Source organism: Paraburkholderia sp. J41, assembly GCF_905220235.1.
Classification (GTDB): Bacteria; Pseudomonadota; Gammaproteobacteria; order Burkholderiales; family Burkholderiaceae; genus Paraburkholderia.
Window position 1 is genome coordinate 17468 of sequence record NZ_CAJMZE010000015.1, and the last position, 13687, is coordinate 31154.

10 protein-coding genes, 1 other RNA gene and 1 pseudogene are annotated in these 13687 nt (G+C 64.9%); 10 read left to right on the forward strand and 2 right to left on the reverse strand.

From position 1 onward, the window contains the following. Positions 1 to 34 precede the first annotated feature (34 nt). Positions 35 to 2572 carry a DNA polymerase III subunit gamma/tau gene (locus U5805_RS17060; protein WP_322104670.1) on the reverse strand — a complete coding sequence of 846 codons (2538 nt, stop codon included), beginning with the start codon at positions 2570 to 2572 and terminating at the stop codon, positions 35 to 37. A 286-nt stretch (positions 2573 to 2858) separates the two neighbouring features. After that, positions 2859 to 2957: signal recognition particle sRNA small type (gene ffs / locus U5805_RS17065), an RNA gene on the reverse strand. 552 nt (positions 2958 to 3509) lie between these two features. On the opposite strand from ffs, the gene trxA reads away from it, so the two are divergent. From trxA to U5805_RS17115, 10 genes and pseudogenes are all read left to right on the forward strand, one after another. Continuing rightward, positions 3510 to 3836: a thioredoxin TrxA gene (gene trxA / locus U5805_RS17070; protein WP_027797264.1), complete on the forward strand. Its 327-nt coding sequence runs from the start codon at positions 3510 to 3512 to the stop codon at positions 3834 to 3836. Between the two features lie 317 nt (positions 3837 to 4153). Continuing rightward, positions 4154 to 5416 (forward strand): transcription termination factor Rho, encoded by a 1263-nt coding sequence (gene rho / locus U5805_RS17075; protein WP_027818379.1) that lies wholly within the window; start codon positions 4154 to 4156, stop codon positions 5414 to 5416. A 161-nt stretch (positions 5417 to 5577) separates the two neighbouring features. Further along, positions 5578 to 6129, forward strand: a complete 552-nt coding sequence (locus U5805_RS17080; protein ID WP_322104671.1) for a MerR family transcriptional regulator — start codon at positions 5578 to 5580, stop codon at positions 6127 to 6129. Next, positions 6126 to 7679, forward strand: coding sequence for an MFS transporter (locus U5805_RS17085; protein WP_322104672.1), 1554 nt, complete (start codon positions 6126 to 6128; stop codon positions 7677 to 7679). The genes U5805_RS17080 and U5805_RS17085 overlap by 4 nt, the downstream gene beginning before the upstream one ends. Positions 7680 to 7699: 20 nt before the next feature. After that, on the forward strand, positions 7700 to 8536 hold the full coding sequence (locus U5805_RS17090) for a M90 family metallopeptidase (protein WP_322104673.1): 837 nt from the start codon (positions 7700 to 7702) through the stop codon (positions 8534 to 8536). Positions 8537 to 8713: 177 nt separating this feature from the next. Further along, positions 8714 to 8977 carry a type B 50S ribosomal protein L31 gene (locus tag U5805_RS17095; RefSeq protein WP_028204933.1) on the forward strand — a complete coding sequence of 88 codons (264 nt, stop codon included), beginning with the start codon at positions 8714 to 8716 and terminating at the stop codon, positions 8975 to 8977. A gap of 221 nt (positions 8978 to 9198) precedes the next feature. Then, positions 9199 to 10953, forward strand: coding sequence for a glycosyltransferase family 39 protein (locus tag U5805_RS17100; protein WP_322104674.1), 1755 nt, complete (start codon positions 9199 to 9201; stop codon positions 10951 to 10953). A gap of 7 nt (positions 10954 to 10960) precedes the next feature. After that, entirely contained in the window at positions 10961 to 12325 is a 1365-nt protein-coding gene (locus tag U5805_RS17105; protein WP_322104675.1) for an MATE family efflux transporter, read from the forward strand. Between the two features lie 79 nt (positions 12326 to 12404). Next, positions 12405 to 12835, forward strand: a pseudogene (locus tag U5805_RS17110) (sigma-54-dependent Fis family transcriptional regulator); the annotation flags it as partial. Positions 12836 to 13049: 214 nt separating this feature from the next. After that, entirely contained in the window at positions 13050 to 13640 is a 591-nt protein-coding gene (locus tag U5805_RS17115) for a ComEA family DNA-binding protein (RefSeq protein ID WP_322104676.1), read from the forward strand. Positions 13641 to 13687: the final 47 nt, after the last annotated feature.

The window sequence follows — 13687 nt, forward strand, 5'->3', positions numbered from 1 at the left end:
AACAGCAAGCGGCCAAAATAATGAATGAGCCTGATCAATGGGCGGCCTGCGCGGCGCCGCCCGCGGCAGCGTCGGGCGCGACCGGCCGGATCGACCCCTGGACGATGCTCGCGCCGAAGTCGCGAATCAGTTGCTGCACGAAAGGATCGGCGCTGATTTCGCGCTCCGCCTCGCGCTGACGCTGCGCGCGCTCAGCGGCGTCGAGTGCGGCGGCGGTGCGGCGCGCCGGCCCCACTTCGACGCTCACTTCCACCGTCTTGCCGAGCCGCTCCGCGAGCGCCGTCTTGAGCCTCGCGACCTGCGCGGCTTCCGCGTATTGCGGCACCGGCACGCTGAGCTTGAGCAGCGTGCCGTCGAGCGCCGTCAATTCGCTGTTGAACGCGAGTTGATACGAAATGCCCTTGAGCGAAAGCGTGGCGGCGAGCGCGGGCCAGTCGCCCGCGAAGCCGATCGCGTCGAGCGCAATGCCAGGCGGCAGCTTGCTGACGTCGACGACCACTGGCGCGGGCGCCGCCGCGCGCGGCGCGGACGGCTCGTTGTCGTAGGCCGGCACGAAGCCTTCGTCGGGCGACGAAAAATACGCGTCGTCGGCGCTGAGCGGCACGTAGTCGTCGGGCGGAATGTCGTCCCACGGCGGCGCGCCGTCGGCCTGCGGATTCGATTGCGCATTGCCGTTGCGCGCCGGCTGACGCGCCTGCGCTTCCTGCGCGGCGGCGGCGCGGCGAGCAGGATCGGGCGTGGGCACTTTCACTTCCTTGCGCGGCGCGGCGGGCTTGGGCGCGGGCGCATCGGATGCCGAAGCGGCCGGCGCCGCGCCGCGTGCGGACGACACGCGCAAGCCCTTGCTGCGCAACACGTCGAGCGCGGCGCTCGCACCGCCACGCGTGAACGAAGCCGTAGCCGGTTCTTCGCGCGAGTCGGGTTGTGAGTCGGGTTGAGCTTCGGCTTGAGCTTCGACCGATGCTTCGGGCGCGGCCTGCGCGGCGCCCTGCTCTTTCGGTTCGCCCGCAGCGCCTTGCCCTATTTCTCGCGCCACGTTTTGCACCGCTTCTTGCACGGTTTCCGGCGCAGGTTCAGCCGCAGCGGCCTGCTCGCCAGTTTCGGCCTCCGGCGTAACGGCAGCAGGCGCGGCTTCGGCCTTCGCTTCGGGCGCGCTCGCTGCCGCGGCGGCATCGCCCTCGTCTTCCCAAGGCGGCACGGCACGCGCTTCCGTTTTCGTTTCGACGACGACCGCGACCGGTTCGGGCGCGACTTCCACGCTTATATCGCGCGCGGCAACGGCTTCGACCGGTTCGACCGCCTTCGGCGCCACCGCAGGCACCGCGCTTTCGACACGCACCGGTGCAAGCTGAACCGCCGTTTCGGCTTTCGGCGGCACGGCGCGAACGGGCGCCGCCGCATGGCTAGCCGCCGGGCTCGCCGCGCGCGCGCCCGCCGGGGCCGGCGCGGGTCTCGACGCAGGCGCACTACCCGCACCACCCGCGCTCGCGGCAGGCTCGAACGCGAGCATGCGCAGCAACGTCATCGTGAAGCCGGCGTACTCGTCGGGCGCGAGACCCAGTTCGCTGCGCCCGAGCGTCGCGATCTGATAGAAGAGTTGGACTTGCTCGGGGCTCAACGCCTCGGCGAAACGGCGAATGTCGTCGGCTTCGGGCCATTCGTCGAGCACGGACGAAGGCGCGAACTGCGCCCAGCCGATGCGATGAAAGAGACTCGCGAGATCCTGCAACGCCGTGGAAAACGAGAGGCTGCGCAACGCCATTTCGTCGGCGATCGCGAGCACGTCCGCGCCATCGCCGGTCACGAGCGCGTCGATCAGGCGAATCAGATAACTCTGGTCGAGCGCGCCCAGCATGCCGCGCACCGCTTCTTCCGTCACCTGGTTGGCCGAATAGGCGATCGCCTGATCGGTGAGCGAAAGCGCGTCGCGCATCGAGCCGTCGGCGGCGCGCGCAAGCAGACGCAGCGCCTGCGGCTCGAATTCGACTTTTTCCTCGCCCAGAATATGCGTGAGGTGCTCGACGATATTGCCCGCCGGCATCTGCTTCAGATTGAACTGGAGACAGCGCGACAGCACCGTGACCGGAATCTTTTGCGGGTCGGTGGTCGCGAGAATGAACTTCACGTGCGGCGGCGGCTCTTCCAGCGTCTTCAGCATGGCGTTGAAGGCGTGGTTGGTGAGCATATGCACTTCGTCGATCATATAGACCTTGAAGCGCGCATCCACCGGCGCGTACACGGCGCGCTCGAGCAGCGCCGCCATTTCGTCCACGCCGCGATTGCTCGCCGCGTCCATTTCCACATAGTCGACGAAACGCCCTTCGTCGATTTCCCGGCACGCGCGACAAACGCCGCACGGCTTCGACGTCACGCCGGTCTCGCAATTGAGCGCCTTGGCGAAGATGCGCGACAGCGTCGTCTTGCCCACGCCGCGCGTGCCCGTGAAGAGATACGCGTGATGCAGGCGGCCACCGTCGAGTGCATGCGTGAGCGCGCGCACCACGTGCTCCTGTCCGACGAGCGAAGCGAAATCCTTCGGTCGCCATTTGCGTGCGAGAACTTGATAGGTCATCTGGAAATTGTATCAGCAACGCCCGCGCGTTCCGATGAATCGAAAAGCGTCAAACGCCCGCCGCGCGGCGCTCGCACCCTGGCCCGCACCGGCGCTTCACCGCACGCTTTGCGTACGCGGCGTGCGGCGCAATCGCTTTGGCGCGGCGCGGGCTTCGCGAAGCGCGCGATGCGCTTCCCGTGCCGCCCGCGAAACAGGCGCGCGCGAATTCCGCCCTGCGCTTTCGCACGGCGCGAACCAGCAATATGGGGAGAAAAACAGAAAGGAAAAGCGCGGAAAAAAGGAAGGTGACGAGCCTGACCCTCGGCACTGGTGGAAAACGGCTGTGGCTGCTTCGTTCCCGACCTGACCAGGTTGACCGCCCCTCCATGCGAGGAGGCCCGTCACGAAACATTCTACCATCGGTCGCGCCGCAATGCGACTGCTGCGGCGCAAAAACCCACGAGCGCCGCCGCAACGCTTGAACGCTTGAATGTTCGCGCATCGCATCGCGCGTCGAATCCCTCGGCCCACTCTTGCAACCTGGCGCGGCGTCTCCAGATAGCGATCAAACCCGCAGGAATCCGCGCGTAAAGTTCGTTGCGAAACGCGTCGACATGCCCTGTCAGTGTGGCTTTGCAGACGGAAACCCTGCTCGGAGTCCGGCTACTATCGCCACCGGCAGCACATAGCGATTTAGGCTACACTGGCGTCGGCTATCCGGTGGACGGCGCGCTGAACGGCGTGCCGCAAGCCGCGTGTCGCTTGCCGTATCGCTGCCTTTTTGTGGGCGCATCGTGGGCGCATCCGGCGTCACCCGGATTCGATGGCAGTCAGTCGGGTTCGGGGTTCGATCTCGCCGGGGTCAGGCGGCTTTGGCGGTCCCGGATGGATTTTCAGTTTTGGTGTATCGTGGCGAGCACTTTAGTCAGCCTCGAATCGAAGAGGTATTCATACAATGAGCGAACAAATCAAGCATATCAGCGACGCATCGTTCGAACAGGACGTCGTGAAATCCGACAAGCCCGTGCTGCTGGACTTCTGGGCCGAGTGGTGCGGCCCGTGCAAAATGATCGCGCCGATTCTCGATGAAGTCGCGAAAGACTACGGCGATCGCCTGCAAATCGCGAAGATCAACGTCGACGAACACCAGTCGACCCCGGTGAAGTTCGGCGTGCGCGGCATCCCCACGCTGATCCTCTTCAAGAACGGCGCCGTCGCGGCGCAAAAGGTCGGCGCACTTTCGAAGTCGCAGCTCACCGCGTTCCTGGACAGCCACCTGTAAATCGACGCCGCGCGGTCTGCCTTCCCGACCGCGCCGCCCGAGCAACGCCAAACCGGCGCGAGCGCTTCGGGCGCGATCGAATGTGCGTGTTGTCCCACGACAACACGCATAGACAAAAACACGTTTAAACTTGCTGCCGCGCTAGACCGACGGTTCCTGGCGTGTGCTATGCTAGAATTCATAAAGCGTCTACCCGGCGCAATATAAAGTTTCCAGCAGCGTTTCAAAGCAAAGCTTCAAGCAAAAGTCCTTGAGCGGTTCCGCTCACTTCTTTTCCCCCTTCTTTTCGTCGCACTCCTCCCCGACGGGTTCTCCGTATGCATCTTTCCGAGCTTAAGTCTCTGCACGTGTCCGAATTGATCGAGATGGCCAACGGCCTCGAGATCGAAAATGCGAACCGCCTGCGCAAGCAGGAATTGATGTTCGCCATTCTTAAAAAGCGCGCCAAGACGGGCGAAACGATTTTCGGCGACGGCACGCTCGAAGTGCTGCCGGACGGCTTCGGCTTCCTGCGCTCGCCGGAAACGTCGTATCTCGCCAGCACGGACGACATCTACATCAGCCCGTCGCAGATCCGCCGCTTCAACCTGCATACCGGCGACACGATCGAAGGCGAAGTGCGCACGCCCAAGGACGGCGAACGCTATTTCGCGCTCGTGAAGGTGGACAAGGTCAACGGCCAGCCGCCCGAAGCCTCGAAGCACAAGATCATGTTCGAGAATCTCACGCCGCTGCACCCGAACAAGGTGCTGCTGCTCGAGCGTGAGATGCGCGGCGAAGAAAACGTCACGGGCCGCATCATCGACATGATCGCGCCTATCGGCAAGGGTCAGCGCGGCCTGCTGGTCGCCTCGCCCAAGTCCGGCAAGACCGTGATGCTTCAGCACATCGCGCATGCGATCAAGCAAAACCACCCGGATGTCGTGCTGTTCGTCTTGCTGATTGACGAGCGCCCCGAAGAAGTGACGGAAATGCAGCGTTCGGTCGCGGGCGAAGTGATCGCTTCCACGTTCGACGAACCGGCCGCGCGTCACGTCCAGGTCGCCGAAATGGTGATCGAAAAGGCCAAACGCCTTGTCGAAATGAAGCACGACGTCGTGATTCTGCTCGACTCCATCACGCGTCTCGCGCGCGCCTACAACACGGTCGTGCCCGCTTCGGGCAAGGTGCTCACGGGCGGTGTGGACGCCAACGCGCTGCAACGTCCGAAGCGCTTCTTCGGCGCCGCGCGCAATATCGAGGAAGGCGGTTCGCTCACGATCATCGGCACGGCGCTGATCGAAACCGGCAGCCGCATGGACGACGTGATCTACGAAGAGTTCAAGGGCACGGGCAACATGGAAGTGCATCTCGAGCGCCGTCTCGCCGAAAAGCGCGTCTATCCGTCGATCAACCTGAACAAGTCGGGCACGCGCCGCGAAGAACTGCTCATCAAGCCCGACATCCTGCAAAAGATCTGGGTGCTGCGCAAGTTCATCCACGACATGGACGAAGTCGAAGCCATGGAATTCCTGCTCGACAAGATCCGTCAGACGAAGAACAACTCCGAGTTCTTCGACATGATGCGCCGCGGCGGCTAAACGCCTCGCACCCTCGCAAACGCCCGCAATCGCGGGCGTTTTTCATTTCTCGCATGAAACCGTTGCGCCTCCAAACCTGTACGTGAACGTTCACGTTGATCTATACTTCGCGACACGCCTCCTCATGGTTGTTCAGCCGAAACAGCAAAAACGAGTTCGCGATGCCCAAGGATTCCCCCGCCCTGCTTACGGTGCGCGACGCCGCCGAGCGTCTCAATGTCACGCCGCGCACGCTCAAGTATTACGAGGAGCGCGGCCTCGTGCGGCCGTCGCGCAGCGAGGGCCGTTACCGCCTGTACGACGAGCAGGATCTCGAACAGTTTTCGCGCATCCTGCGGCTGCGCGCGCTCGGTTTCTCGCTGCACGGCATCACCGAAATGCTCAAGCGGCCGCTAGAACAACTCGGAGACGGGAGACGGCGTTATTCGCTGGAGTCGCTTCGGCAGATCGCGGAGGCGCTCGAGCAGCAGGTGGAAACGCTCGATGCGCGCATTGCCGCCGTGCGTCGCGAGTTGAAGGAAGTGCAAAGCGTGCGCACCGAGCTGGCCGAGGATCTCGATTATTTGCGGCGGCGCCTCGCGGGCGAGCCTTCGGACCAGTTGCTCGAGCAGCGGCTCACGGCTACGCGCAAGCGGCGCGCGAAAACTGGCGCGAAGCCGGCCATCGTCGACGAGAACAACGCAGACGAGAACGACGGCGGCGAAAACGCATGAATCCCGTTGCGCGAGAGCCGGTCTTCAGCGCGGCGCGGCTGCGCGGCGACTTTTTCCCGTGGGTGCTGGCGCTCGCGACCGGCCTCGATTACTACGACAACGCGATCTTTTCGTTCTTCACGAGCTATATCGCAGGCGGCGTCAATGCGTCGCCGGACGAACTCGTGTGGTCGTCGAGCGCTTATGCCGTGTGCGCGGTGCTCGGCATTCTTCAGCAGCAATGGTGGGTGGAACGCCTCGGCTACCGGCGTTACGTGGGCGCGTCGCTGCTGCTTTATTCCGTGGGCGCGATCGCGGCGGCGCTTTGCGAATCGTCAATCGAACTCGCGTTCGCGCGCGGCTTTCAGGGTTATTTCATCGGCCCGATGATGGGCACGTGCCGCATTCTCATCCAGATCTGCTTCACGCCCCGGGAGCGCCCGGTCGCCACGCGCGCGTTTCTCATTCTGATCGTGCTGTCGAGCGCACTCGCACCGCTCGTGGGCGGCTGGCTCGTCGCGCACTTCGGCTGGCGCGCGCTGTTTGCGTTTTCCGCGCCCGCAGGCGTGCTTTACGCCGCGCTCGCCCTGCTGGCGTTGCCCAATTCCGGCAGCGTGCTGCCCGAGGAGCGCGGCGAAGCGCACTTCTGGCCGTACATCCTGTTCGCGTGCGCGCAAGGCGCGTTGCAGATCTCCATGCAGCAGGTTCGCTTCGAACTTTTCAGCACCTCGCCGCTCATCATCGCGCTTACGCTCGCCGGCATTGCCGCGCTGGGCTGGTTCGGCTGGCACCAATGGCATCACCCGAAGCCGCTCATGCGGCTGCACGCGCTGCGCGAGAAGCCGTTTCGCGTCGGCTTGCTGCTCTACATGACCTATTACTATTTGAGCACGGCGCTCAGCTACCTCGTATCGCGGCTGCTCGAAGGCGGCTTCAACTATCCCGTCGAAAACGCGGGGCGCCTCACGGGCATCACTTCGCTGATTTCCGCCGGCGCCCTGTTCTTCTATTTCCGTTACGCCGCGCGGATCGCGCACAAGAAGTGGATCATCGTGCCCGGCTTCGCGCTCGCGGCATTCATCTCGTTCTGGATGACGCGGCTTTCGCCGGACGCGAGCGAGTCGTGGCTGATCGCGCCGCTGTTGCTGCGCGGCCTGTTGCTGCTGTTCATCGTGCTGCCCGTCGCGAACCTTACGTTCCGGATTTTCGCGATCGAGGAATTCACGCACGGTTATCGCTTGAAAAACATCGTCCGTCAGTTGACGATATCGTTCGCGACGGCAACGCTTATCATCGTCGAGCAGCATCGCCTCGCCTTGCATCAGACGCGTCTCGCCGAATTCACGAATCCGTTCAACCCGGTGTTTCAGAATACGTTCGCGACGCTTTCGCGCGCGTTCGAGGCGCTGGGCCGCTCGCCGGGCGAAGCGCACGGTCTCGCGCTCGCGCAGGTGAGCCGCATGGTCACGCAGCAGGCCAGCTTCCTGAGTTCGCTCGACGGGTTTTATTTTCTGATCGGCGTCGCCGTATGCGGCGGCTTGTTCGCCGCCTGGCAAAAACAGATCGACTGAACGCTTTATCACCGTATTCGATGCTTTCGAAACTTTCGCACTGGTTCGATTCGCGCCGCCGCGACAAGGCGCTGCGCGACTACGCCATCGACGACGCGCTCTGGCAGGCCACGCTCGACGGCTTGCCCTTTCTCGCCCATCTCGACGCCGCCGATCTCGCGCGCCTGCGCGAACTCACGAGCCTTTTCATCGCGCAAAAGGAATTTTCGACGGCGCACGAACTCGAGTTGACCGACCGCATGACCGTGGCGATCGCGGCGCAAGCCTCCTTGCCCGTGCTCAATCTTTCGCTCGATCTCTACAAGGGTTGGGTGGGCGTGATCGTCTATCCGGGCGAATTCGTGATTCGCAAGACCGTCGAGGACGAGGACGGCGTGGTGCACGAAGTCGAACACGACGCGAGCGGCGAGGCGTGGGAAGGCGGCCCGGTCGTTCTTTCGTGGGAAGACGCCCAGATGACCGACGGCGGCGACGCCTACAACGTCGTGATCCACGAATTCGCGCACAAGATCGACATGCTCAACGGCGAAGCGGACGGCAATCCGCCCCTTTTTCGCCGCTGGCACGCGCCGCTCGACGCGCAAAGCTGGGCCGACGTGTTCGACAACGCCTACGACCAGTTCTGCGCCAAGGTCGACGCCGTGCCCGAGCGCCGCTGGGCGCGCTTCGAGCGCGAATCGCTGATCGATCCCTATGCGGCAGACCACCCTTCCGAGTTCTTCGCCGTGTGCAGCGAGGCGCTGTTCGTCAAGCCGAAGGCGTTCGAAGCCGAATATCCCGAGCTTTACCGGCTGCTCGCGCGCTATTACCGCCAGGACCCGGCGCGCGTGGGCGCGCTGGCCGCCCGCACGGCCTGACGCCCCCGCGCGCGGCCTGCAAAAAATCGCCAACCAGATGATTTTCTGGCATAATCGCCGTTTTTCGACCTTGGGCAAGTGGCTCGCGCCAATCGGATAAATCGAGGAAAAGCGCTTCAGGCTGCATTGGGCAGCGGAGGCTCGCGAGTTGGCTACCGTCAGATTTAAGGAAAGACCATGAAAGAAGGCATTCACCCGAATTACCGCGAAGTCCTGTTCATCGACGTGTCGAACGACTTCCGCTTCGTGACCCGCTCGACGATCCAGACGCGCGAAACCGCCGAATTCAACGGCAAGACCTACCCGCTCGCGAAGATCGAAGTGTCGTCGGAATCGCATCCGTTCTACACGGGCACGCAAAAGATCATGGACACGGCCGGCCGTGTCGAGAAGTTCAACAAGAAGTTCGGCGCACGCGCCTCGGGCAAGGCTGGCAAGTAAGCTTTCGCCGCGCCGGCTCGAACGCCGGTCCCGCAAGAAAAAGGGCAGCGTACGCTGCCCTTTTTTGTTGCGCGCAGCGGTCGCGCCGGCAAGTTTCCGTCAGGTAAGGAAATGACCTGACCGTGCGTCATATGACGCCTGACAGGCGGCCCGGCTAAAATGCCGGATTGCGCCGCGCACGCCTGCTGCACCGCCTCGCTCATCCGTTTCCTACGCATTGCATGAAGCCAGCCATTCGACTGACCGCCTCCGCCACCAGCGCCCTGCCGCGCTGGCTGCTGCTGACCATCTGCATCGTTTTCGCCGCGTTCGGCCTGTTTGGCCGCGACCCGTGGAAAAACGAGGACGCAGCGGGCTTCGGCGTCATGTGGACGATGGCGGGCGGCACCTCGCACGACTGGCTGCTGCCGAATCTCGTCGGCAAATACGTGACCGAGAACGGGCCGCTCGGCTACTGGCTCGGCGCGATCTGCATTCGCGTGTTCGCGCCCTGGGTCGACGCGAGCAATGCATCGCGCATCGCCACGGGCGTGCTGTTCTGCCTCGCCTGCGCGTTCGTCTGGTACAGCGCGTATCTGCTCGGCCGCCGCGCCGAGGTACAGCCGTTCAAATACGCGTTCGGCGGCGAACCCGAGCCGCGCGATTACGGCCGCACGCTCGCCGACGGCGCCCTGCTCATTCTGCTTGCCTGCTTCGGGCTCGCCGAGCGCGGTCACGAAACCACGCCGCAGCTCATGCAGTTCGTCGGCATCGCGATGCTCGTGTACGGCCTCGTGCGCGCCATCGACAAACCGATCCAGGGCGCGCTCTGGTGGGGCCTCGCGCTCGGCATCGTGATGCTCGCGGCGGGGCCGGTGCTGGTGGGCGCGCTGCTCGTCGGCACGCTCGCCATGCTGGCCGTCGCCCCCGAAACACGGTCGCGCTGGCTGCTCGTCGCGGGATTGCCGGTCGCGCTCGTCGTCTCGCTGTCGTGGCCGCTGATCGCGCTGCACCTCTATCCCGACGACGCCGTGTGGTTCCTCAACCAGTGGGCGCGCTCGAACGTCAACGCATTCGCGGGACCGCCCGGCAACGTGCTGCGCTATGCCGCGAAAAACCTGCCGCTGTTCACCTGGCCCGCGTGGCCGCTCGCGATCTGGGCGTGGGTGAGCTGGGCCGGGCTGCGCCGCAAGCCGCATATCGCCATTCCGCTTTCGGTAATCGTGCCGCTGCTGATCCTCGTGATCGTGCAAAGCCACGAAACCAATCGCCTCTTCATGCTCGTGCTGCCCGCGCTCACCGTGCTCGCTACCTTCGCGCTGCCCACGCTCAAGCGCGGCGCGATCAACGCGATCGACTGGTTCGCCGTGCTGAGCTTCACGATTCTCGGCACTTTCGTGTGGCTCGTGTGGCTCGCGGGCATGACCGGTTTTCCGGCGCCGCTCGCGCGCAATCTCGCGCGCCTCGCACCCGGCTTCGTGCCGCAGTTCAAGATTCTCTCGTTCGTGTGCGCGGTGGCCGTGACGCTCTGCTGGATCGCGCTCGCGCAATGGCGCGTGGCGCGCCACCCGAAGGTGTTGTGGCGCAGCGTCGTGCTGTCGAGCGGCGGCACCACGCTGATGTGGGTGCTGCTCATGACGCTGTGGCTGCCGGTCGTGAACTACAGCCGTACCTACAAGGACGTCGCGCAGCAGATCGCCGCGCATCTGCCGGCCGATTACCAATGCATCTCGCCGGTGCGCCTCGGCGACGCGCAGATCGCCACCTTCGCCTACTTCGGCAAGATGCATTTCTCGTTCGACGAAGACTGCGACGTGATCCTGCGCCAGGACACGCAAGACTTCGGCGAGCCGAGTTCGATGTCGAACTTCGTCTGGAAGCTCGTTTGGGAAGGCCGCCGCGCGGCCGACCGCGACGAACGCTTCCGCCTCTACGTGCGCATCGACCGTCCGCAGCCGCCGCTCAAGAAGCGCATCTGGCGCAAGCGCCCCGACTGAGGCCGCGGTGACGACCACTTTCCCCGGCGACGTCCGGCGCATCGCCGGCCTCGCATGGCCCGTGCTGATCGGCCAGCTCGCGATCATCGCGTTCGGCGTGATCGACACGGCCATGGTGGGCCGCTACTCCGCGCTCGATCTCGCGGCGCTCGGGCTCGGCTCGTCGATTTACATCTCCGTTTATATCGGGCTGACGGGTATTCTCACGGCGCTGCAACCGGTGGCCGCGCAGCTCTTCGGCGCGCGGAAAGACGCGGAAATCGGCCTCGAAGTGCGCCAGGCGTTCTGGCTCGCGCTCGTGCTGACCGCGATCGGCGTGGCGATCCTGTACTTTCCCGGCCCGCTGCTCGATCTGGCGCGTGCGCCCGAGGCGCTGCGCGAGCGCACCATCGGCTATTTGCGCTTACTGTCGTTCGGGCTGCCCGCGAGCCTCGTGTTTCGTATCTATAGCTCGCTGGCGAACGCCGTGGGGCGGCCGCGGCTTGTCATGGTGCTGCAAGTCGGCGCGCTCGTCGTGAAGGTGCCGCTCAACCTGTGGCTCATTTTCGGCGGACTGGGCCTGCCCGCGCTGGGCGGCCCCGGCTGCGCGCTTGCGAGCACGGCGATCAACTGGGTGCTCGCGCTCTGCGCCGTCGTCGCGCTCACGCGCGTGGACGTGTTCGCGCCGTTCGAAATCTTCAAGCACTTCTGCTGGCCCGAATGGAAGCGTCAGGCGGAACTGCTCAAGCTCGGCATTCCGATGGGGTTGTCGTATCTGATCGAAGTAACGTCCTACACTTTCATGGCGATCTTCATCGCGCGGCTCGGCACCACGACACTCGCCGGACACCAGATCGCCGGCAATCTGGGCGCGGTGCTTTACATGACGCCGCTTTCGATCGGCGTGGCCACTTCGACGCTGGTCGCGCAGGCGCTGGGCGGCAATCGCCCCGACGAGGCGCGCACGCTCGCGCGTCACGGCGTGATGACGGCGGTGGCCATTGCATGCTGTTATGGCGCGATCGTGTTCGTGCTGCGGCCCGTCATCATCGGCGGCTACACGCCGGACCCGGCCGTGGCATTGGCGGCCATGCCGCTCGTGGCCATCGTCACGCTGTATCACGTATTCGACGCCTTGCAGATCACGACGGCATTCGCGCTGCGCGCGTACAAGGTCGCCGTGGTGCCGACCGTGATCTATGCCATCGCGCTGTGGGGCGTCGGGCTGGGCGGCGGCTACGCGCTCGGCTTCGACGTGACCGGCACGCTGCCCGCGTGGGCAACCGGCGCGCGCGGATTCTGGATCGCGAATCTGACCAGTCTGATGCTCGCGGGCGCGGGCTTGCTGATGTATTTGTCGCGTGTGAGCACGCGATATCTGCGGGCTGCATGAGTCGCGGCGGCATTCGGATCGGCATTCGAATATTTCGCGGCGACTTCCCGGGAATTCGCGCTCTCGGGAAAATATCGGCTTCCGCAGCGATCTCTACTATCGGCTGAGCGGCGCGGTGCTGACGCTGCCGCCGCTGCGCGAGCGCCACGCTCATCGACGCCGTATTCGCCGAGCAAGCGCAGGCAGCCGGCCGCCCGCTCGCGCTCGACCGCGCCCTTGCCGCACATCTCGCCGCGCCCTCGCCGTGTTCGGTTGGCCCGGCAACCTGCGCCAGTTGCGCAACGCCCGGCGCTACGCCTGCGCCATGTGCGATACGGCGCGGTTCGAGGCGTGTCATTTGAGCGCGGATCTGGCCATGCGTCTGCCCGACGGCGCTCGCGCCTGCGCCTACGGCTGCTCGCCGCGCATCGCCGGCGTCCGAACGAAGCCGCACAGGCGTCCGGCATCCCGCGCGCGACGCCGTACCGGCGCGTCGCGAGGTTCGGCATCGTCGGCCCGCCTCTGCGTTGATCGACGCGCGCCGCGCGCGCCGCCCACGCCGTTCAAACGCACAAAAGTATTAAACATTGTGCGATGCGATTGTCTTGCCACGCATCGACCGGTATAAATCGAGCGCTTCCCGTTCACGGACGCGCCAACTGTCCTATTCTTGTACCGCAGCACCATTCGACTGGATGGGTCGTCCGTTCCGGCTAACCGAATTGCCCTCAATGGAGTGATTGCCATGCTCAAGAAGCTGCTGTTGCTGTTCCTTGCCGTGGGTTTCTCGCTGTCCGCCGCGCTCGCGCAGGCCGTCGAAGTGAATACCGCCGACGAAACCGCGCTCGAATCCGTCAAGGGCATCGGACCGGTGCATGCCAAGGCGATCATCGACGAACGCGCGAAAAACGGCCCGTTCAAGGACGCCGACGATCTCGCCACGCGCGTGAAGGGCATCGGCCCGAAGTCGGTGCAGAATCTCGAAGCGGCCGGGCTCACGATCAACGGTTCGTCGGCGCCGCCCGCCGCCAAGCCCGCCGCATCGGCCACGAAGTCGATGAAGAGCGCCGCGCCCGCGGCCACGACGCCGAACCCGACCATGGCGCAGACGCAACCGGCGGCCACGCCCGCAGCCACGCCGCAAGCCGCTTCGGACGCAACCACCGGCAAGTCGAAGCGCAAGAGCAAGAAAGACAAGGCCGCCGAGGCCGCCAGCGCGCCGCCCGCCGCCTCGGCCGCCGCAGCAGCCGCGCCGGCCTCCGACACGAAAGCGAAGAAGCCCAAAAAGTCGAAGAAGAGCAAGGCCGCGTCCGACGCGGCCGCATCCGGCGCCTGAGCATCGGCACCGTCCGGCGCGCGGGCATGGCGCCGGCCTCGAATCCG